This window comes from Microcoleus harperi Pol14_C6, assembly GCF_036701295.1.
Classification (GTDB): domain Bacteria; phylum Cyanobacteriota; class Cyanobacteriia; order Cyanobacteriales; family Microcoleaceae; genus Microcoleus.
The window spans coordinates 19,929-40,270 of the sequence record NZ_JAUBQN010000026.1; the positions used below are offsets into that span (position 1 = coordinate 19,929).

Here is a 20,342-nt window from a genome sequence, read left to right on the forward strand (position 1 = left end):
ACTGGTAATTTACTTTTATCAATCATAAAAAAATTGATATCGAGTCAGTTTCTTGACTGTAGAATTTACACCGATCGAAATTTCGTGTATCATATCACAATTTTCTGTGCGATAGATAGTTAGTCATCATTTTGTGCTTTTACCTACATATTTAGTAAAGTTAAGTATTTGCACTTAAATATAAAATTTTTGTAGGCTGGGTAGAGTGGCCAGAGTTACCTTTGAAGATTTGTTGGGTTGAGCGAGCTCTTACCTCTTTTTTACCACAATCAAAATAAATCCCTATTAGGGATTGAAACACTGAGGCTGTCGTCTCTCAGGGTTCGACACTGTACGGGTCTTGCCAACCAGATATCCCAAAATAGGATAAGGTATTAGTTACTGAATTTTTAGAACCACGTAAATCAACAAATGAGTCGATGTAACCCTGAAGCGAATTTTCCCACCATCTTAAAAAGCAAGGCGACTAGCACTGTTGGTCGTGGAAAAAAAGCTAATCTCAATACCAACTTGAATTTTTCTGCATGGAGTGACGAATACGTTGCTTTATATCTGGGCGATAGTCTCCATCACTACGACAATTCGGAGCGACCTACTGTCATCGTTTCAGATGGAGCTTACGGTATTCTTGGGTTTGAAGGAGACACGTGCGATCGCATTGATTTACCTAATTGGTATCAACATCATATCGAAGCATGGTCAAAAGCAGCCATGCCATGCACAAGACTCTGGTTTGGGAATTCAGAGATTGGTTGGGCTGTTGTGCATCCACTTCTCGAAAAGTATGGTTGGCGCTATGTTAATTCCAATATTTTGAACAAGGGAAAAGGTCAGATCGCAGGGAATGTTAACATACAAAAAATTTGCAGGTTCCCCGTCGTTACAGAAGTCTGCGTTCAATACGTCAGAGAAGTAACAGTTAATGAACTTACCTTAAAAGCATGGTTATTACGAGAATGGAAACGCTCAGGATTGCCGTTACGACGGGCAAACGATGCTTGCGGGGTAGTGGATGCAGCAACCAGGAAATACTTCGATCAAGGGCATTTGTGGTATTTTCCTCCGACCGAGATGTTTGAAAAGTTAGTCAACTATGCAAATGAGTATGGTAATCCTCAAGGAAAACCCTATTTTTCTCTGGATGGTAATCAGTCTTTAACGGGACAAGAATGGAGCAAGATGCGATCTAAATTTAGATGCCCTCACGGTTTTACAAACGTTTGGGAGCGTCAAGCTTTACGGGGCGATGAGAGAGTTAAGACTATCTCTGGAAAAGCATTACATCTCAACCAAAAACCTCTGGATCTGATGAACCTTATTGTTGAGGCATCGAGCGATGAAAACGATGTTATATGGGAACCTTTTGGTGGACTCTTCAGTGCAGCTTTGTCAGCACGTACACTCAAAAGAAAAGCCTTTTCTTGCGAGATAGACCCCGACTATTTCTACTATGGTTTACAGAGATTTAATCAATAATTTCATCAATACTCTCTTCTCTAATCTGTAGATAATCTTGTAGGGATTTCTTGATGCTGTCTTCTAGGCGACTTGATAAAAGCTTATTCCACCGACCAACGGTCATAGCGGAAACTTCAGTATTGTAGACACGTCGCTTAAATTCCTCAATGCCTGGATGTACAATTCTGTCCATTTTTGCAAAATTTGTATCTAGTCTATATTCATAGCGTATCCGTAGCTCCCGCAGAAGGTGCTGATACTCTCTAGTGGGTTTGTAGACTTTTCCTTGAGTAACCCATGAATCAACTATTTTCTTAGCTTCTAAAAACTCCTCAGCAGAGCCTTAGAATTTATATCCACTGGTGTTTGTTTGTTGCAAATTTGCTGTTTTTTGAGTTGTATCTTCCGGCTCTAAAACAAGATAATCCGGCGGATTGTGATAGTGGGTATCTCTCGCTACAGCTACCGATAAACCAGAGACCACGCACACATCAAGAATCCGAGGCTTGCCATAGATGATTTTATCGGGTAGCCATGCCAGGATAGCAACGTAGGTCTGATCGAACCTAAAGTGATTATGACTATTTTTGAAACGTGCTGTTATCTCTGTTCCTAGTGGGAACCACGCTTTAATTTCTAATCCTGGCGTTGGTTGAACTATGCCGAGGAAAATAGTATCTGGAAAGCCCGGATCTTGCCTATGCCACTTTCCAAATTCAGCGAACTCATTTTGTTGATTCAAGAATTCAACGGTGTTACATTCGATTAAATTTCCGACTAAGGGCGAAAGCTTTGAGATAAATTTAGACAGGTTCACCGCTGCATCTACGGTAACACGTTTAGATATAACATCTAAAACGTCGAAAGTGTTACCCTATAAGCGATATAGATATTGGGAGGCAAGTCTGATTACATCTTGGGTATTCAGAGCTCGCTCTCACAAGATGCTTCAGATATTTTTTGTGAAATTTTCCTAATAATATCGCAAGGATCTACACCAATTACATGAGCAACTAACAGAAACTCAATTACATCTAACCGTCGTTCACCGTTTTCATATTTGGCTACGAAAGACTGGGGCTTTTTAAGAGATTTAGCAACAGACTCCTGAGTTAGCTGCGCTTCTTTACGAGCAGCAATCATCCAGCAACGGAAGGTTTCATATTCATCGCTAAAAACAGATTTCATTATTCTTTGGGTTTAGCACTGCATATTCCCTAGATATAATAAACCTGTTTTCGGATAATCCCAAAATAGGATATTTGAATTTGTTAAAAATCGATAGTAATGACAATTGAACAAAATTAATCGCAATTCCAAGAGTGGCAGCTATCTCTACTTGCGACCCTCGGTGCTACCATAATTTTTTTTGTCATCCTTCGGCTTAGCAACACCATCAGGTTGTTTCTTTGGCTTTTTGACTTCTTTGTTGCTTTTTCTTTCTTTTGACATGATATTTCCTCAATTTTGACTCAGCATAACATAGATTGACATATTTGCCTAACTGCCAGTAGAGGGGGTGATTTTATAAATATCTTACTCCCTGTTAGTTTGGTACCATCTGCAGTATATTATCTGCTAGATTTTGAACGAATCCCCTCTACCGTTAGGCATATCGATAAATTCCTCATAAGTACAATGTCTGAAATTACTTTTCACCCCGATGACTAAAGGAAATATTGAAAAGCACGATCGTATAACTGCTGCGAGACAACCGAAAAAAATTCTCGCTGATAAAGCTGTTGTTTTACATCTAATTTTCCTGAAAAATGACAGTAGATCAAAATATGGAGATATGACCATGCCAGCCTTCGCGACACCTGAAGCAAACACAACTAACAAATTTGCAGTCTCCGTTTAAAAAAGCTGTTAGTCACAGTGGACAAAAAGAATATTATTTTACTGTTGATTAACACTTCGGACAGTGTTTGATGCCTTACCTACTGAGAATAACGGTTTCACGGATCTCAGTACGATCGCAACGCTTGCCAAAGCACACTAGAGACCCACGATAAATCAAGGGTTTCAGACTATGACCTCAAAACGGTCGGGACTCTGGAAAAAGTACAAAGTATATGTATAAATATAAAGTTAATTGTCAGCTTTCTTGAAAGTGCGATCGCGTCCGCTCTCTTTGAGATAAAATACTTATAAAGAGTGTTTATTTCTAGATAAATTTCCGCTATTAGGAATGTGACCCGTATGGAAGTAACCGAGCTGCTCAAAGAGTACGAAAATGGAAACAGAGACTTTGCTGACGTAAACCTAAGCGGAGCAAACCTCAGCGGAGCTATGTTGGTAGGGGTAAACCTTTCGAGGGCTAACCTGTCGGGAGCTAACCTGAGTCGGGCGCATCTGACCAAAGCAGAACTCAACGAGGCAAACCTTTACAGGGCAAATCTGAGTTTTGCCAAAATGGGCCAAGCCAGACTAGCGGACGCAGAGCTTACCAAAGCCAATCTCAGCGGAGCTTTCCTCGTCAAAGCAAAACTGCCCAGGGCAAAGTTGAGTGGCGCCCAACTCATCGGTAGCAACCTGCGGAGCGCCATCCTCTGGAACGCCAATTTGTGTACAGCCGACCTGCAATTCATCAATCTGCGGGGAGCCAACCTCACGGGAGCCAACCTCAACTGGGCTAACTGCGGAGGGGCAAAACTCAGCGGTGCAAAGCTTTTTGGCGCTCAACTAACAGGCATTTATCTCAGCAAAGCTTACATTAATGGCATCGACCTGAGCAGGACGGATCTCAATGGCGTCAACCTGAGCGAAGCCAAACTCAACGGGGTAAACTTGGAAGGCTCGAACTTGTTAGCAGCCAATCTCAGCGGGGCTCAGTTGCGGGGCGTCCAGTTGATGGGAGCAGATTTAACTAGGGCAAATCTGGTGGGAGTTTCTTTGGTGCAGGCAAACCTCGATTGGGCTAGGCTGTGCTATGCAGACTTGAGCGAAGCAGACTTGAGCGGAGCAACGTTCACGGGAACCAACTTTGAGGGTACTCAGTTAGCCGGATCAACAATGCCCCCATCTTTGAGCAATGATGTCTACTTAACTGCAGCACGTGGTGTCGCAGCTTAGGCAACGCCAAAAATTAATTTCTCATCCGAGTGGACGACTCTCGCATTAGTTTAACTTTTGATGCAGACATTATTACTTTTGTGAGAGTGTTGCACCGGCAAGAAATTTACTGATATTTGCGAGAGTTGGTAGCTTCACAATTGAGCTCACCCGATTAATTTCGCGACTCGCAAAGCAGAGGTAATGGCTCCTTCGTGCAAACCATCGCCCAAATAAGCTCCCGCATGATAAGTGTTGTTCTCGCCATTAGTCTCGATAACTTCATCTCGATATCGAAAAGACTCGACAGTGTACAGCGGCGTGTGATGTTTCTGAATGTGAATAATGTGCTTTTGGGCGATCGACTCCTGCATTTGAAAAGCTAAACTGTACTCTCGTGGCGAGGAGATGCCGCAAAGCTGATTCAAGCTCGCATTATAGCCCCACCCTTTGTCCGTCTCGAAAAAATCAAATTCTGATAACTTGCGGATACCGTAGCGATCGTACATTGATGTATCAGAATGCAGTACAGTGGTTGCATAATTGGCTTTCCACGCCGAAAACCGCTTCGTTTCCGCCTCCGTCGGATCAGACAACAGCCTCATAACTCGATCTGGTGGCATCGCAAAAACCACCTTATCAAATTCCTGGATTTCCCCATCAGAAAGCACAATTTTTACACCATCAGCACTTCTAAAAATATTGGCAATCTCCACATTTAGCAGTATATCGCCCTTAAATCGCTCCAAAATCTTTTCAATGTAAGAATACACACCGCCTTTAATCCTCACCCAGTTGACCGAGGCATATTCGCGTAGAACAGGCATCGCTAATTCCGCCGGAAAATTGTCGAGCAATTCAAACGGTATCGAGTAGCTGTACATTGTCAGCAACTTCAGCCAATAATTGCGGACGCACGACCTTTTCAAAGATTCCGCAAGCGGCACATCGTAGAAATCGTGCTGTTTAGCAAACCGCATTTTTAAAATAAATCCAGCGGAACGAGCGTAGAGACTATCAAGTCGCAAATACTCGATCAGGCGTTGGATTCCGGTGAAATTCTTTCGGATAGAGACCGCCGATAAAAAGTGGGTGCCATCTTTAAAAAACAGCGCTGAACCAATCTGCACAGGTTCTAATTCAACGCCTAGCTCCTGCATAAAAGCTACGAAATTGTAAAATACAGTCGGAAATTCCAGTACCCCATTTTCTAATATTTCATTGCACTCCGATTTATTAGGTGCAACATTTTTGTTCAGCGTCCGAATGTGTCCGCCTAAAATCGGCTGCTTTTCCAATAAAGTGACGTGATGTCCCTGTTTATCGAGCCAGTATGCTGCTGCCATACCGCTCGCTCCGCCCCCAACAATTGCAATTCTCATAGTTCACTCCTAGATTGATAGAAGGAAGATGGAAGATGGAAGATGGAAGATGGAAGATGGAAGATGGAAAAAATTTTAGCTTCCAGGTAGAACCGGGAAACCCATTTCAGTGTTGCTGTGCCTCGTCATTTTTAAGAGGAGGCAGAGCCTCCAGAAATTCATTCATTGGCAGAGCCAATGAACGAGATAATGAGAGCAGAAACGAGAGATTTTTAAGAGCAGACAGAGCAAGAGTGAAATTTATTCCTTGGCAAAGCCAAGGAACGAGAGAAACAGGAAAATAACCAATTGCTAATTTTCCTTAGCCTAAAATCGCATCGCCGGATAAACGTTGATAAAGCAGCGCCCCCGTCCAAAATGTCGGTGCAAAGCCTGGATAGCCCGAAGAGGCGTTGCAGAAATAGAAATTGTTGAGGGATGTTTCATGATTTAGTCGATCGACTCCCATGTTGCGCGGCGTCAGGCTGGAACCGTAGGAATTACCGTTAGGACACCAACAGAAGCGCTCGTTAGTCGTCGGACTTCCGGTAATATGAAAGACCATGTGTTTGCGGAAATTGGGAACATAGTGTTTTTCTACTACATCTAAAATCGAGTCCAGAATCTCTTGTTTCTTCTGTCTGTAAGCTTTGCGATCGGTTTCCCAAAGCTGTTTAAAATAGCTGTAATTAGCAACAGTCAGAAATTCGACAATTTGACAATCTTCTGGACAATCCCGCCGCGCTTCCGTCAGTAAAGTGGGCGTTGTAATTGCAAAGCTCGGACGAGAAAAATCATTTTGCTCGTACATTTGAGCAAAAGCTTCATTTAGATCCAAGTGTTCCGAATGAAACGTATTCCACTTGCCAAATCCATAGTCTCGGAGATCGATATCTTTGACAACGCAGTACACCATGTAGTTAGATGCAGAATACTCATAGTTAAGTTTCCGCCGCACTGTTTTAGAGAACTGTTCCTCTCCAATCATCTTGGCCGCTCTTTTGGGATCGAGGTTGCAAATCACCGTGTCGCCCGTGAATTCATGGGTTTGATGGGTGGTCAAATCCATCGCTTCCACTCCCGTTACTGTTCTGTTTGTCACCCTAAAATTCGTGACTTCATGGTTGAGTAGAACCTTCCCCCCATTGGATTCAATGACTTTAACTAAAGAATTGATGACATCTTCAAAATGCTGCGTCGGGTAAAATGCACCTTCTTGATAGCCTCTAAACAAGGCAATCCAAGCATAGAAAGAAAGCTGATTTGGAGGCAGCAAAAAATCCGGCCATTGCAGGGCTAATAGGGTTTGGGCGGCTTGCGGGAGTTGGAACTTGTCGAAAACGTCCTGAAGTGTACTGTTGAGGTGTTGGACGGCACAGAATACCTCACCGAAATTTTTGAGCAATTCAATTGGTTTGACGGGAGGAGCGAGTTTTCTGAGTCCGTTGCCGGTTTTCTCGACTTCGTTGACGAATTGGCGAATTCTCTCGCCCGCTTCGGGAAACAGCGCGGACAATCTGCGGATCAGTTCCTCTGGTTCCGAGGGAATATCCAGCGCATACCCAGGCATTCTCATGTGGTCGTAGCCATTCGGATCGTAACGTTCAAAGGTGACATCTCGATCGAGACCGAGTTTTTTGAGAACTCGATTGACTGTATGTCCTTCGCCGCAGTCCCAAACGTAGTGGAATTGGGCATTAAAGGTGTATTTGTTGGCCATCGTAAAGGTGTGACCAAAACCTCCGGGATGCTCGTGAGCTTCGAGGATGTGTACGGTTTTGCCGGAGTTTGCCATCAAAGCTCCGAAAACCAGTGCTGATAAACCACTGCCGACGATGAGGTAATCTGTTGTCATGGTAAATTTCCTCGATCGATTGAATGGGGCGATCGTTGTCTATTTAAACTAACTATCAATTCTGAGAAAATTCTGAAGTCCAGCAAAAACTTTTTGATGCGTGCTGGTTTAATGACTGTATTAAAGTCTGATTGCGGTTGCTGTTAAGCTTAATTAAGCTGTTGCGGATGGAACTTATAGCTTCGGAGGCGGACCCAAAAGCCCGCCCCACAAGGGAAGTAAACGGGTTTATACCTTCCTTGGTAACTCTTAAGGTATAGAGTAGCCTACCTAATAAGGAGTATGTTAACTAGAGTGCGATCGCTTATTGATGCGGCACGATCACATCAAAAAAAGCATCATCCAAATCATAACCAAACATCTGCGACATCGCCATCAACTTTGATTTACTGGGAATTCTCTGCTGATTCAACCAATCAGTCAACACAAAAATTTTGTTCATCAAAAACATTTCCAAAGCTTCAGGATTGTACTGAATACCTTGGGTGCGGTGGAACTGGTGCGGCACCAACATCGCGGCATAGCGTGCCAATTCTCCCGCTTTCCAATCCAGCAAAAATGGCAGCCAAGGGTAACAAGCATCCAAGCGAATAAACCACAGTCGCACTTCGGGAATTTCTGAAATTTCTCGCGGATCTAACTCTTCGCGCGGATACTCAATTTCAAATTGTAGCTGTTGTTCGTTTTGGGCGATCGCTCCTTCGGTCAGCCACTTTTCAATCACAGTCCGTACCGGAGACAAATCTAAACTGTTTATGCGATCGGCATCTATCGGTATCATAATACTCATAAAATTTCAACCTTATAGCATTAAGTTTTCTCTATAATACCACCAATCACCAATCACCAATTATATCAAATCCGTTAACTTCCCTACACCAGAACTATTGCACGCATTCGCAAAATATTTTGAAAAGCTTCGGCGTCAATCCCGGTTAATCTGCGGTTTCCGCCTTGCCTCAAAGATTTATGCAAGATTTTCTACTACTCGTTGCCCAAGCATCACCCATTTTTCCCAAACTTGCTATCTTGCAAAGAATTACCAATCCCCTGGATAATTCCCCGCCCTATCAAACCAATTCCCCGCCCTATAACCTGAGTCAAAACATAAACAACGCCAGCACCCAAAAGCGAAATAACCGCGCGAACTCTAGGTGCGATCGCATCCCGGGTTTCCAGCAGCAAAGTCAAGGCTAACTGCCACCCAGAAAGCTGTGCTAACTCTAGATTTCGAGGAGCATAAATAGAAATTCTCTTAATTCCAGAATCGCCCAAAACAAACAGCCAAAACCTGCTTTCAAAAATAGCTTTCGGTTCCACAAAATATCTATCCCAGCTATATCTCCACGACAAATCATTCCGAAATCTCTCAATTTCTCGCGTCGAAATCAACTTACCATCGTAAAAAATTTGCTTAATTTCTTCAAGATTTGCCAAATTATTTAGTAGAGGCTGTACCACACCGCTAGCAACTTGTATTGCCAAATTTTCTAACAAAGCTTCAGCTCGCTGCATCGCTGGCGGGCTGCCAGCAACACAAGAAATATTGTCAACTTTTAGAGGAACTTCAAATAGCAAATGTGCAAAAAAATCAACTGTCATCGGTATTTTGTCAAGGATTTCTGCTGCAACTACATCAGCATCTGCCAGCAGCATCGGCACAACTTCTATGCCGCTGCTTGCCAAGAGATAAGCAGCACTTCCCTCTTGGCTTTCTTCGAGTTTGAAGCTTGCTTGACTGCCATCAAAAACCAGATTTTCTTTCGTTTGTAGTGTATAGTATCTGCCAAAAAAATCTATGATTGTCGCCTCCCACAAATTCCGTAAAATAGCAGGCATTTTTGGCAACAATTGAGTTTGCTGCACTTGCGAAAAGCGCAATTCTTCCAGCAAATCCTTTAACTTCCGCAGGATAGAACTCATCAATTCATGTTTTTTTGGCGATCGCAAAATATCTATTTCCAAAGGCAAACCAGTCAAATTCACTAAATCAAACTGCAATTTAGCTGCCACCGAGTCAAACAAGCTACCTTGCCAATTAGTTGCAACCACCAAAGATGCAGCCGAAACTTGGGAATTCGCTAATTGCGCTTGAGAATTATTTAACAAATTCTCGACTCTAATTTTTTCTTTCTCCCCTCTGCCTTCCCCCATCTGCCTTCTGCCTTCTTCCCTCTCCCCTTTTCCTTCAAATAATAACTGACTGACAATCCAACGAGCTGCGAGCAATTCTCGGCGGCGTCCGCTGAGTATAACCCCATCTAAAATAGAGGGCAAATCTGTCGGATCGGCAGCTCTGATATCTTGCAAATCAGCTTGGACAACCGCCAAAGTTGCATCTATTTCCCGTAGTCCAGAATGACAAAAATAAGCCAGCATTTTTTTGTGTACTGGCGTATTAATTGTCGAATTATCTGCATTTTTATCGGCAATTGCTGCGGAGTTTTCTACTGTTTGAACCACCCCTGCATTTAGTTCTATTTCCGAGTTAGCGGCCGCATCCATCGCCCAATAAGTGCGACCAGATGCCACAGCGCGAATAGCTTCGATGGTCAGAGAAATATCTCTACCTTTAGGACAATAGCCATTCGCGCCCGTCGTCTGTAACTCCGCCAACAGCTCGGCTGTCAGCGGCCAGCCTAGCAGCAACAGGGGCAGATTGGGATACAAACTTTTGAGTTCGCGACAAAATGCCAGCGCCTCTATTTGACCCGATCGCGAACTTAGGATCTCAACAGCCAAAATTACCAAATCTGCGGGCTTCTTGGCTGCTCCAGAGCTGATGGAGCGAGCTTCTAGAACCCGCAAAGCCTCGGTTTCCGTTGAAACCTCTGCGACAACTTGCAAGTCTGAATACTGCTCGCAAGCGACTCGCAGCCCCAGCCGGAAAATGGGGTCGCCATCGATCGTCAGCACTTGGAAATTACTCACTTGATTTTAGATTGGAGATTTTAGAGCTCGATCGCGCGAAAACCCAATTATTCGGGGATCAAATTAGCATCAGGAGGCCCAGCCGATTCAGGAATCGAGGGCGGCGCGGGTTCCGGAGCCGGAGCCGGAGGAGCAGGTTCCGGAGCCGGAGCCGGAGCCTCTTCTCTCGCGGGCGGATTGTAAGGTTCCGGCTCTCTCGCGGGCGGATTGTAAGGTTCCGGTTCCGGTTCCCTTGCAGGCGGATAGTAAGGTTCCGGTTCCCTTGCGGGGGGATTGTAAGGTTCCGGTTCGGGAGCCGGGGCCTCTTGGCTCGCGGGGGGATAGTAAGGTTCGGGAGCCGGAGCCTGCTCGGGAGGAGGCGCGTATTCCTCTTGTCGGGGAGGAGGCGCGTACTCCTCCTGTTGCGGAGCCGGCGCGTACTCCTGTTGCGGAGCCGGGGCGTAATCGCGAGCGGGTTCCGGCGGCGGTGCACTGTTGGCTCTGAGTTCAGCACTCCAGCGCCCGATCGCACCTGCAGCCTCTGAATACAGCGCCCTACCGTAACCAATTTGGGAAGCCGTATCGATCGCCGCTCCTAGACTGCCTTGAGATGCCAATTCCGCAGCTCGATCCAGAATCGGTCTGTCTTGAGCAACTTGCAGTTCGCTCACCCACTGATAGACATTATCCTGAGCTTTCGCATACAAAGTCCTACCGCTCTTAATTGCCGAAGCTTTTTCAATAGCAGCGCTAAGTTTTCCTTGCTTCGCCAGGGCGATTGCTTCATCCAAAAAAGGCTGATCTTGAATAACTTCTATGCGTTTCGTCCACTGAGCCAAGAGAGTTTGCGCCTCTATCCTGCGAGGGCGGTTTTGAGCGATCAGGAGTAGCTGAGCCATGCCGCCCTTGAGTCCTTCAACCGTTTGCGGTTCTGCCAACTGCTTCGCCAGAGTCAGAAAAGATTGGTCTTCGATCCGCTGAATTTCCCGACGCCAAGCAGCCACCAAAGTTTGAGCGTGAACCCGCCGTGGCTGCTTAATTCCGATCGTTTGCGCTTGCTCGATCGCGAGTCCAAACGTCCCTATCTGACCAAAACTAGCGATCGTGCTCGCCACTTGCAGACGCAGCAAATCTTGAAACTGCACCTGCAAATTTTCAATTTGAACTTGAGCTTGCTTGTAAAGAGGGCGACCCGGAGCAATTTGGCTAGCAGCCCCCTGCCCTTCCAGCAAGCTAAAAATGTGTTGCGGCAGCGGAGTTGATATCGACTGGTTCCAGGTCACTGCCTGAGCCCTACCCAACTGCATCAAATCTTGAGCTTCCGCAAACAGTGGCGAATCCTGCGGCACCACAGAAGCAGCCTCGATCGCCCCCGGCAGGTCTTTCGCCCCCAACCGCTTAGTAGCCATTGCCAGCAAAGTCCGGCTCCAGCCCTCAATTTCCTTCTCAGCTTTAGCGCGGGCAAAAAGCTGCGAGTCTATTTTTCGAGCTAGGACGATCGCCTCAGCGAACTTTTGCGGAGTTCCGTCCTTCGCCAAATCTCTAGCCTCTTGCAAGCGCTGCCAGCCGTTTCTTTCCAAAGAAATCTGCTGGATCAGCTCGTTGTAACGCTTCTGACTCCAGAAAATATTTTCCAGCTTAAATAGAGCTTGAGCATAATCCCAGGCTTTCCTTAAATCTTCACTTTTCAAAGCTGCTAGGGCTGTATCGTAGAGTTTTTGGCCCTCCTGCCAATTTTTTTCCCAAGCAGCAACCGCCTCCTGTACCTCTGGGTAAGACGGACTGGTTTTCGGAATTTTCGCCACAATCTCCAGAGCACCCTTCAAATCGCCCCTCTCAATTTTTGCCCTGGCAAATCCCAGAATAGCTTTCGACCATTCCCCTATCAAATGTTGACCCTGCGAGTATAGCGGATGTTCTTTCGGCCAAGCCTGCACCAATGCCATTGCCGATTCTAGCTGTTCTAGCTTGCCCGACTTAGCAGCTTGTTGAGCGCAGTAAAGTCGCTCTCCGTCCGCCGCCAGCGGCGACAGTTGCTGGCAATTCGGCGGTGGCGGCATCGTCAGCAACCACAGAAATGCAGCAGCACCCGTTACTCCAAATCCCACCAGGAGACTAAGCCAGATAAGCTGCCACTGCCAAAAAGTTCTTTTTCCCTCCGTCGGCAGCGCCGTTACTGAGGAACTCGCATCGCCTGTCGCCTCTGCACTGAAATGTGCTGTCGGTTTAGGTGATGGGTTGTATTGGGGTGGTGTGTGGAATTGGTCAGATTGTCGTCTCGCCATTACTTCAGCCTGTCCTGTAATGCGCACTAGAATGCGACACTCCCACATCAAATCTATAGATTATGATGTCGGCTTCTGACTCCTGTTAAGGAGATCGAGAACTTCCTTCAAGGTACTGGCCATCTTTCCCTCTACGGCGTTTTATAGTGAGGTTCGTGTCCAGCCCCACTGGTTGCTTCCGAGTATTTTAGGCTCTCGAAGCACGTAAATCATACCAGTTATCACACAGTTATTGACAGATCCCGGGGCCGTTTAGCAGAAAAAACAGTGTAAAGCCCCGTCAGTCCCTCAATTTTAGATTTTAGATTTTAGATTTTAGATTTTAGATTTCACTCTGCAGATGAAGTAGGGGAGGGATTAAACTAAGGTCTAATATTAAATCCGGATCAGAAATCCCTTTATCAGACTCAGCGGTTGAAACCAATCCCACACAAACTCTCCTCCACTCCAAGCGGATTTAAAAATAAAGGGGGCAGTAAAGCCGGATTTGCTCTACACTTTGAGGTGTAGCGGCTAGAACTAAATTTTTCGGTTTAATCGTAAATTTAATTCCCGATCGCCAAACTTGCCGATCGAGTTTCATTTTTTTGTTTTCCTTTTTTTTCTATTGTGCCGAATTCCGGCTGGCGACGGCCAAAAAAACGATCGCACCCAGCAAAATACTTAAATCATTTTATACGACCGACCGCCCCAGCACAAAGATCGGTTTTGCTTCCAACAGCTGCGGCTTTATCCGTTACGAAGCCTTTGGCGTATCGCTGACACTCGATGCCTGCGTGGCGGACTCTGCCGATCGATACCCGTAGAAATCTATCCGGTAGTCTACAATTCTGACACCAGTTTGCTGTTGGATTTGCTCGATCAAGTCGAGCGGCAATTCCACATGAACGTCCAGAATCTGAGCCGTATCAATACAATTGACGTGAGAGTGAGAGTCGCTCACATTGCCGTACAAGCGTCCCTCCGAGCGTTCTATGCACTCAATAATCCCTTCTCTCGACAAAGCTTCTAGATTTTGATAAACCGAAGTATGACCGATCGAATGCGCTTTTTGGTTGAGGCGATCGTAAATTTCGCGAGCGGAGAGGTGTTCTTTTGCCTCCCACAAAAGTTCTAGAATAAATCGACGCTGGCGGCTCAAGCGCATTCCCATCGCCTGACAGCGGTTTAAAGCATCTTCTAATGAACGAATTGGTTTCACAGCTACCGCCTTATAAAGCCTGCTCGATTTTTAATTCTGGTACAGTATTGCACGCCTACATATCCACTAATTCTAACGCAGGGTTGCCCAACAGTAGAAGGTAGAGCGCAAAAATCTCGAATGAGTGAATTTTTTCGAGTTGCTGCTCAACGAGCGGCTGTCAGCACCCACCAGAAAATTATCCGCCTCACAAATATTGCTTTGACTCTATCTTCTACTGCAACACCTCCTAGTTCGAGGATTTGATGGCGTTAACCAGGAACTTGGCAATTTCCGAGAGTTGCTTTTTGTTGAAAGTTTTGAGCAAAAGCTTGACTACCGCCTTCGGTTCGGCTGGAAGTGCTACTTGCTTCGACGCTGCGGCTGGGGCTGCTGGGGCGCTTGCCTCTGCTGGTTTTGGGCTTGCTGCCAAAAGTAGCAAATTTTTACTCGGAACGATCGTCTTGACTTTCCCCACTTGTACTAAATCGCCAGCTTCCTTGAGTTCTTTGATAATCAGCGGAGCTAAGACTTTATAAGAGTTTTTGGGATTAACGATCGCTGCTCTAGCGGTTTTTACTAAATTTTGCCAAGTCTCTATTTTACCTCCCAACTTATAGAGGCGAACGCACACAGCCGTCAACTCAGAGCGACTAGCAGCCGATTCTTTCTGCTTGAACACCTGCAACATTTCTTTGAGTAAAGTCATCACTTCAACAGCAAAATTCGCCGGCACAGCGCCCGCTGTTGGAGCGGCGGGCGTACCAGACCCAGCAGCCTGCACTTTGCCCGACGCCAATTTATCGAGGTGAGTTTCCAGTTGAGCAAAAACAGGCATCACCTGCTGCACAAGTTTTTCTCCCTCCTCATTCCTCAAGCCGAAAGGCCCCTCCAGTCGCCCCAGCAAGTCCTTAAGCGTATCAACTCCCTTTAAAAATAGGGATTCTGCCGTTTGGTCAACCTGCTTGACGGGCCCGTCCTTGAGCACCTTAAAACAATCTTCCAAGCGGTGAGCGGTTGTTTTAATACTATCTAAGCCCAGCATAGCCGCCCCTCCTTTCACGGAATGGGCGGCTCGAAACATCTCTTGGACGCTTTCGGGGTCTTTCATCGTGGACTTTAAATCCACTAAACCATTTTCTAGAGTATCGAGGTGCTCCTTAGCCTCCTCTATAAACAAACGCATAATTCGGTCTTGCTGATCTGACACGACAGTCCTCCTAACAATCTCAGCACCCTCCAGAAAGCACCCTGTTCGCGGGATAAAACGCGACTCCTGCCCAGAGTCGGAAGCTCCCATGCAAAACATTCTAGCCTGCCTCAGCTAGCAGACTCAAAATACTGGTGTCAGGGCAATCTTAGCTCTAAAACTGGTGCGGTGGAGATTGAGCCTAAAGTTCTGAGGGAGTATCTGGAGCGATTTCAATGCCCATTCCTTGTTTCATCATCTGCTGATTCGTAATCAAGTCGTTTAACTCCTTGACTTCGACGCCGATGTCTTGGCAAGCCTGTTTCAGTTCCCGCTCGAAGGTGTTGAGGTCGCCTCCGTAGCCGCAAAGCTTCGCGGCTGTGGCGATTCCTTGTTGGGCGTTAGCTTTGGCGCAGTCGATCAATTCAATGCCTTTGAGGGGTTGGGAGGATGCCATAATTTCAAGCCACAATTTATCTTTTCTCCCACTGTACCTAGAAGGTTGAGGTCGATCGATCTATCGAAAGGCATGAAAAATTCTGCCTGTGCTGCGCGTTACCAATTCATTATCTTTGGGCATTTCCTGAAAAGATAGGAGTTAAGATTTTCTAACCCTTACTGTGCCTAACTTAGGCTAAATTACTGTGAGAAATGTTTCCAAATCTCAAATGCACTGGGTCTGGAGCGTCCGGCACCGCCTGCTTGTGTCTGTTCTGTTTGCTATAGCAGTCGCTGTTTTCCTGCCGCCTCACTATTTCCTGCTGACTCGGACGCTGTGCATTTGGAACGCGGGCGCTGTGAGTTTCCTGCTTTTGACTTGGATGCTGATGCTGCAAGGCACTCCCGAAATAATGCGCCACCACGCTCAGCAGTTGGACGCTGGTCGCTTAACAATCTTAAGTACGATTACGGCAGCGGCTTTTGCTAGCTTTTTAGCCATCTTCTTCCTGCTGCGCGATACCAAAGGCCTGCCCCCCGATTTGCTATTTCTGCACTTGGGGCTTTCTGTCCTGACAATTGTTGGCTCTTGGATGCAGGTACACACTATCTTCACGATGCACTATGCCCGCAGCTACTACGGAAACCACAGCAAACAGCACGGCAGCTACTCGCAGGCGGGGGGTTTGGATTTTCCGGGCGACGAGGAACCTGACTACAAAGATTTTTTATATTTCTCCTTTGGTATTGGCATGACTTGCCAAGTTGCAGACGTGCAGATCACTTCTCGTTCCATGAGGTATCTCGTGCTTTTTCACAGCGTGCTGTCGTTCTTTTTTAACACCGCTATTCTGGCTATGAGTGTCAATATTATTGCGGGATTGAGTTGACATTATTCTGTCCCAGTGGAAAGTTTCAGCCTAATAATAGTTCGACTGCTTAGGTTATATCGGGCGGTATATCAAAGTTATCTATCCGAGTTGAGTATTTTAATAAAGTCCTGCTATCATTGGGATCGAGAACGAAGTATCATCGTTTAGGTGAGTTTTACAGTGACCAAGAAGAAACGGAAGAAAGAGAAAACATCTGCCCAAGCAAATAATAAAAACCAGTCGAGAGGTTTTGGTACTCGTCGCGTCGAAAAAGAATTTACTGGATTCACTTATCACAAGATGTCATCACCGTTTGAGGGAATGAGTGAAGACGAAGTATTTGAAATGATTAAGAAATTAGGTGAAAAATTCGGTCAACAATTTGATACCTCTTTTGAAACATTGGACCAACAAATTTTTCAGGTTGAGCCTTGTTCTTTACTATCGCTTTTTGCCTACTACGGTTTAACTACTTCACCCGGCATAAATCGTGAGTGGACTGAAAAAAATCCACTCCTTCAACATCATGTAGAATTTATACAAGGTCTTCTTCTTCAGCATTCACAAAATTCATTTGATTGCCGACCAGCTCTACCACAAGACTTTGTTGAGTTTCGCCAACTGGTTCAGGATGTCACACGTGGATTTCAAATGAAGCCTTTATCCATAGCCGATCCATCTACAACTATAGAGCAGCGTCAGAAGTTTATCACAGTAGAAACGATCAGGATAGATACTCAAGCTGTACGTAACTGGGGATATCCACAACAAGTTAAGCGGATTGTTTCGGATTTATTTTCTAGTCTGGATGATACGATTGAGCAAAGAATTGGAGTTCGAGTTGTTTGTTTAGTTGAAATGTGGTTCAAAATACTTGATGTTGTTGAAAGCAGAATCAATCAGCATTGGAATTTGGTTATGCCTGCGCTGCGAGCCAAAAACATCGAAACAGCTATCAAAGAATATTATCAAGCTTTTCCCGCTCTTACTTCATCTCTAGAAGACCTCTCAGCCTATGTTCAGGAGGAAGGTTTAACTCTTGACGGCTTAAGAGCTATTATTTTCAGTCACAGTGATTTACGACTAAAACATATTTACACATTAACACTCGATACGTTTGTAGATGCTTACCCAAAAGCTGTTAATCCAGAAGCATTAAAAAATGTGCTGGATGCCTGGTCGCTATCTTTCGGAGATTTATCAGACTGGAATCCAGAACATTTATTTCTTGGCAATCCTGTTTGGCAGAAACCTCTCATCAAGCTTGAGGTTGGAACTTATTTCTGCCCAGTCATAACACTATTCTTAAATTATTTCATAGATATTATGGAAGCTATTATTAAACCTCATGCTGAAATTTATAAAAAATATGAAGAGCGTAGGGGAAAATTTTTGGAGCAAGAGATTTATCAGCTTTTCCAGAAAGCTTTTCCATCTGCCAAGCTCTATCAAGGTAGCGAATGGTTCGATCCTACAACCAAGAAGACTTTTGAAAATGACCTTCTGGTTTTACTCGACTCCTATTTGCTAGTTGTGGAGGCTAAATCAGGTAGAGTGACTGAAGCGACAAAGCGTGGGGCATTTGAGAGCCTAAAGAAGATTGTCAAAAAATTACTGGTGGAACCATCAATTCAATCCAAGAGATTTTCAGATTACCTAAAAAACAATTTAGGTTTGCATCAGTTTAAGAATCGCAAAGGCGAATTAAATGAAGTTGACTGTTCAAAAGTACGTGAGGTGGTTCGCTTGAGTATTACTTTAGAGTCATTGGGTACTCTTTTTTGTCGCTCAACCGATCTGAAACAAGCGGGTTTAATTGCATCTGATATTGAAATGTCTCCAACTATGTCTCTTGCCGATCTCGAAATTATATTTGAAATTTTGGAAGGAAGTTGTGAGAAACTACACTATTTAGTGCGGCGAGCAGAATTTGAGAAAAATGCTGATTATAATGGCGATGAGATTGATTTGCTTGCGTTCTATCTTGATACAGGGTTTAACATTGGGAATGCTGAGTTTACTCAACAGCGTCTTCGCTTAGTTGGTATGTCCAACATTTTTGATCCATTTTTTATGAAGGAATTACCTAAAAGTGAAACTCCTAAACCGAAGCGTAAATTAACACGTTGGTGGAGAAGCATTATCCAGCATATTGAATCACGGCAGTCTGAGCGTTGGAGTGAAGTTGGTTGTGTACTTCTCAATTTTACTCATGATCAGCAAACAAACTTTGAAGAACAGTTCAAACGAATTAAAAAAATTGTCCATAAGTTTTGGGAACTACCCAATCACAAGAATACTTGTATTTTAATTAATGAAACAGTTCCAGAGCGCGGAGCAGTCGCTGGCTTCGCCTATAAGCGTATTGATAGAGAAAAAAGAAATCAAACAATGAAAAATGCTCTGGGTGAAGCTATGAGCCTTTCTCCTGTCAGCCGAGTGGTGGTTATTGGGGTAGATGTTGAGCAAAATGATTATCCATACAGTGTAGTTGCCTGTCATCTCAGTGAAGATGAGAATGCTTTTTAGTAAATGGACAATTGACAAGGGAAAATATAGTTTGAAAGCTCGAAAATTGAAAAGTGTAGACCGCAAGCGAAGAATCCCGTCGCAACGAACGGTTGAGCGATTTCGGTGTGGATGCAGAGTTTAGTAGTCGCTGAACGCAATCATTATTCCGTTATCAGCAATATTGGCTTCAAGGGTTGTTGCTGATTTCCACCATCGCCTCTCCTTGACGCAATCGTTCTATTGCATCAGGTAAAGTGGCAGTTAACAATTGTCGCAGGTTACGGTTTGTTACATTGCCACAGGTCAACCACAAAATTTGAGGGGGTGCTCCTCATCGACATACCAAATCGATGAAGTCGCTGTCTTTAGTCATAATCACAGCTTTTTCGGCTTGTGCTGATTCAAAAATTTCGGTATCTTGGGCATCTCGCAGTTGAATATCTCGCAACGCAACCGCTTCTAAATTAAAGTTATCTGTAAGCCAATTTGCCAGAGTTGGTGGCCGTTGAGCATCGATCCATATCTTCATGCCGTCAGTCTTGGGAAATCGGTACGTCGTGCAGCAAACAGTAAGCAAGCTTGAATATCTGCAAGCTCCAAGTCAGGGAAATCTTCTAAAATCTCAGTAACGCTGACGTTCTCAGCCAGCATTTCTAAGATGTCGGTAACTCGAATTCGCATTCCTCGAATGCAGGGACGACCACCACACTGACCGGGGGTTTGGGTAATGCGAGTTAACAAGCCAGTCGTTGAGTTCATCAGGGGTTGCCTGTAAGTTGCTTTGTTCGTCTCCATCTTACTGAGTAATCATCTCGAAAGCAGGTTTTTGCGTAAGTCCTCATTTCTCTTGCCAAGTCGAAGTCATTACGAGTATGATTTAATGAGAAGCAAAAAAGAGAGTCGCCATGAGGATCGAAGAAATACCCCTCAACCAGATTCGCCGCCCCCTGCCGCGAGTCAACGACCAAACCAAAGTAGCCGCCCTCATGGAATCAATCCGCGAGGTAGGTTTAAACGAACCCATCGATGTGCTAGAAGTAGATGGTCAGTATTACGGATTTTCGGGCTGCCACCGCTACGAAGCTTGTCAGCGCCTCGGTTTAGAAACTATCCGCTGTAATGTACGCCGAGCTCCTCGTACCGTGTTGCAGATGCACCTAGCCTGAGCCTCTCAACAGAAATTCACAACAGTCAAAGAGGCGATCGCCCAAACCTTTCTAAGAAGTTCG

General features: G+C 45.0%; 20 protein-coding genes. 7 read left to right on the forward strand and 13 right to left on the reverse strand.

Features of this window, described 5'->3' with window-relative positions:
- Positions 1–411: 411 nt before the first annotated feature.
- On the forward strand, positions 412–1,476 hold the full coding sequence (locus QUA27_RS17725; RefSeq protein ID WP_333069405.1) for a DNA methyltransferase: 1,065 nt from the start codon (positions 412–414) through the stop codon (positions 1,474–1,476).
- Positions 1,477–1,801: 325 nt separating this feature from the next.
- On the opposite strand, the gene QUA27_RS17730 is transcribed toward QUA27_RS17725, so the two are convergent.
- The gene (locus tag QUA27_RS17730) at positions 1,802–2,200 is read right to left on the reverse strand and encodes a hypothetical protein (RefSeq protein ID WP_333069406.1); all 399 of its coding nucleotides are present in this window, start codon (positions 2,198–2,200) and stop codon (positions 1,802–1,804) included.
- A 182-nt stretch (positions 2,201–2,382) separates the two neighbouring features.
- Positions 2,383–2,646, reverse strand: coding sequence for a helix-turn-helix domain-containing protein (locus tag QUA27_RS17735; RefSeq protein ID WP_333069407.1), 264 nt, complete (start codon positions 2,644–2,646; stop codon positions 2,383–2,385).
- A gap of 475 nt (positions 2,647–3,121) precedes the next feature.
- On the opposite strand from QUA27_RS17735, the gene QUA27_RS17740 reads away from it, so the two are divergent.
- The gene (locus QUA27_RS17740) at positions 3,122–3,319 is read left to right on the forward strand and encodes a hypothetical protein (RefSeq protein ID WP_333069408.1); all 198 of its coding nucleotides are present in this window, start codon (positions 3,122–3,124) and stop codon (positions 3,317–3,319) included.
- 341 nt (positions 3,320–3,660) lie between these two features.
- Positions 3,661–4,533 (forward strand): pentapeptide repeat-containing protein, encoded by an 873-nt coding sequence (locus tag QUA27_RS17745; protein WP_333069409.1) that lies wholly within the window; start codon positions 3,661–3,663, stop codon positions 4,531–4,533.
- Between the two features lie 146 nt (positions 4,534–4,679).
- Here QUA27_RS17745 and QUA27_RS17750 read toward each other — a convergent pair whose 3' ends face one another.
- The 7 genes from QUA27_RS17750 to QUA27_RS17780 all read right to left on the reverse strand — a co-directional run bounded on the left by QUA27_RS17750 (position 4,680) and on the right by QUA27_RS17780 (position 14,124).
- Positions 4,680–5,894: an FAD-dependent oxidoreductase gene (locus QUA27_RS17750; RefSeq protein ID WP_333069410.1), complete on the reverse strand. Its 1,215-nt coding sequence runs from the start codon at positions 5,892–5,894 to the stop codon at positions 4,680–4,682.
- 301 nt (positions 5,895–6,195) lie between these two features.
- On the reverse strand, positions 6,196–7,728 hold the full coding sequence (locus QUA27_RS17755) for a phytoene desaturase family protein (RefSeq protein WP_333069412.1): 1,533 nt from the start codon (positions 7,726–7,728) through the stop codon (positions 6,196–6,198).
- A 304-nt stretch (positions 7,729–8,032) separates the two neighbouring features.
- Entirely contained in the window at positions 8,033–8,518 is a 486-nt protein-coding gene (locus tag QUA27_RS17760) for a CRR6 family NdhI maturation factor (protein WP_333069413.1), read from the reverse strand.
- Positions 8,519–8,730: 212 nt separating this feature from the next.
- Positions 8,731–10,659: a DUF3685 domain-containing protein gene (locus QUA27_RS17765; protein ID WP_333069414.1), complete on the reverse strand. Its 1,929-nt coding sequence runs from the start codon at positions 10,657–10,659 to the stop codon at positions 8,731–8,733.
- 47 nt (positions 10,660–10,706) lie between these two features.
- Positions 10,707–12,923 carry a hypothetical protein gene (locus QUA27_RS17770; RefSeq protein WP_333069415.1) on the reverse strand — a complete coding sequence of 739 codons (2,217 nt, stop codon included), beginning with the start codon at positions 12,921–12,923 and terminating at the stop codon, positions 10,707–10,709.
- A gap of 457 nt (positions 12,924–13,380) precedes the next feature.
- The gene (locus tag QUA27_RS17775; protein ID WP_333069416.1) at positions 13,381–13,506 is read right to left on the reverse strand and encodes a hypothetical protein; all 126 of its coding nucleotides are present in this window, start codon (positions 13,504–13,506) and stop codon (positions 13,381–13,383) included.
- 153 nt (positions 13,507–13,659) lie between these two features.
- Positions 13,660–14,124 (reverse strand): Fur family transcriptional regulator, encoded by a 465-nt coding sequence (locus QUA27_RS17780; RefSeq protein ID WP_333069417.1) that lies wholly within the window; start codon positions 14,122–14,124, stop codon positions 13,660–13,662.
- A 120-nt stretch (positions 14,125–14,244) separates the two neighbouring features.
- Between QUA27_RS17780 and QUA27_RS17785 the strand changes: the two genes are divergently transcribed.
- Positions 14,245–14,370, forward strand: coding sequence for a hypothetical protein (locus tag QUA27_RS17785; RefSeq protein ID WP_333069419.1), 126 nt, complete (start codon positions 14,245–14,247; stop codon positions 14,368–14,370).
- Here QUA27_RS17785 and QUA27_RS17790 read toward each other — a convergent pair.
- Both QUA27_RS17790 and QUA27_RS17795 read right to left on the reverse strand, forming a co-directional pair.
- Positions 14,354–15,412 carry an Hpt domain-containing protein gene (locus QUA27_RS17790; protein WP_333069421.1) on the reverse strand — a complete coding sequence of 353 codons (1,059 nt, stop codon included), beginning with the start codon at positions 15,410–15,412 and terminating at the stop codon, positions 14,354–14,356. The two genes, QUA27_RS17785 and QUA27_RS17790, sit on opposite strands and share 17 nt — an antisense overlap.
- An 82-nt stretch (positions 15,413–15,494) precedes the next feature.
- Positions 15,495–15,749 carry a hypothetical protein gene (locus tag QUA27_RS17795; RefSeq protein WP_333069422.1) on the reverse strand — a complete coding sequence of 85 codons (255 nt, stop codon included), beginning with the start codon at positions 15,747–15,749 and terminating at the stop codon, positions 15,495–15,497.
- 187 nt (positions 15,750–15,936) lie between these two features.
- Between QUA27_RS17795 and QUA27_RS17800 the strand changes: the two genes are divergently transcribed.
- Complete coding sequence (locus QUA27_RS17800; RefSeq protein ID WP_333069423.1) at positions 15,937–16,620, forward strand: DUF1345 domain-containing protein; 684 nt, start codon at positions 15,937–15,939, stop codon at positions 16,618–16,620.
- A gap of 162 nt (positions 16,621–16,782) precedes the next feature.
- A complete protein-coding gene (locus QUA27_RS17805; RefSeq protein WP_333069424.1) occupies positions 16,783–19,131 on the forward strand; it encodes a hypothetical protein in 2,349 nt (782 codons plus the stop codon).
- Positions 19,132–19,444: 313 nt separating this feature from the next.
- Here QUA27_RS17805 and QUA27_RS17810 read toward each other — a convergent pair whose 3' ends face one another.
- Positions 19,445–19,642: a DUF5615 family PIN-like protein gene (locus QUA27_RS17810; RefSeq protein WP_333069425.1), complete on the reverse strand. Its 198-nt coding sequence runs from the start codon at positions 19,640–19,642 to the stop codon at positions 19,445–19,447.
- Positions 19,639–19,872, reverse strand: coding sequence for a DUF433 domain-containing protein (locus tag QUA27_RS17815; protein ID WP_006632006.1), 234 nt, complete (start codon positions 19,870–19,872; stop codon positions 19,639–19,641). Before QUA27_RS17815 ends, QUA27_RS17810 begins: the two co-directional genes overlap by 4 nt.
- A 146-nt stretch (positions 19,873–20,018) precedes the next feature.
- Between QUA27_RS17815 and QUA27_RS17820 the strand changes: the two genes are divergently transcribed.
- The gene (locus tag QUA27_RS17820) at positions 20,019–20,279 is read left to right on the forward strand and encodes a ParB N-terminal domain-containing protein (RefSeq protein WP_332985662.1); all 261 of its coding nucleotides are present in this window, start codon (positions 20,019–20,021) and stop codon (positions 20,277–20,279) included.
- Positions 20,280–20,342: the final 63 nt, after the last annotated feature.

Bases quoted from the DNA above. Each gene is read 5' to 3' on its own strand.
- QUA27_RS17725 (WP_333069405.1), top strand. From the start codon at position 412: ATGAGTCGATGTAACCCTGAAGCGAATTTTCCCACCATCTTAAAAAGC.
- QUA27_RS17735 (WP_333069407.1), bottom strand. From the start codon at position 2,646: ATGAAATCTGTTTTTAGCGATGAATATGAAACCTTCCGTTGCTGGATG.
- QUA27_RS17740 (WP_333069408.1), top strand. From the start codon at position 3,122: ATGACTAAAGGAAATATTGAAAAGCACGATCGTATAACTGCTGCGAGA.
- QUA27_RS17745 (WP_333069409.1), top strand. From the start codon at position 3,661: ATGGAAGTAACCGAGCTGCTCAAAGAGTACGAAAATGGAAACAGAGAC.
- QUA27_RS17750 (WP_333069410.1), bottom strand. From the start codon at position 5,894: ATGAGAATTGCAATTGTTGGGGGCGGAGCGAGCGGTATGGCAGCAGCA.
- QUA27_RS17755 (WP_333069412.1), bottom strand. From the start codon at position 7,728: ATGACAACAGATTACCTCATCGTCGGCAGTGGTTTATCAGCACTGGTT.
- QUA27_RS17760 (WP_333069413.1), bottom strand. From the start codon at position 8,518: ATGAGTATTATGATACCGATAGATGCCGATCGCATAAACAGTTTAGAT.
- QUA27_RS17770 (WP_333069415.1), bottom strand. From the start codon at position 12,923: ATGGCGAGACGACAATCTGACCAATTCCACACACCACCCCAATACAAC.
- QUA27_RS17775 (WP_333069416.1), bottom strand. From the start codon at position 13,506: ATGAAACTCGATCGGCAAGTTTGGCGATCGGGAATTAAATTTACGATT.
- QUA27_RS17785 (WP_333069419.1), top strand. From the start codon at position 14,245: ATGAGTGAATTTTTTCGAGTTGCTGCTCAACGAGCGGCTGTCAGCACC.
- QUA27_RS17790 (WP_333069421.1), bottom strand. From the start codon at position 15,412: ATGTTTTGCATGGGAGCTTCCGACTCTGGGCAGGAGTCGCGTTTTATC.
- QUA27_RS17795 (WP_333069422.1), bottom strand. From the start codon at position 15,749: ATGGCATCCTCCCAACCCCTCAAAGGCATTGAATTGATCGACTGCGCC.
- QUA27_RS17810 (WP_333069425.1), bottom strand. From the start codon at position 19,642: ATGAAGATATGGATCGATGCTCAACGGCCACCAACTCTGGCAAATTGG.
- QUA27_RS17815 (WP_006632006.1), bottom strand. From the start codon at position 19,872: ATGAACTCAACGACTGGCTTGTTAACTCGCATTACCCAAACCCCCGGT.
- QUA27_RS17820 (WP_332985662.1), top strand. From the start codon at position 20,019: ATGAGGATCGAAGAAATACCCCTCAACCAGATTCGCCGCCCCCTGCCG.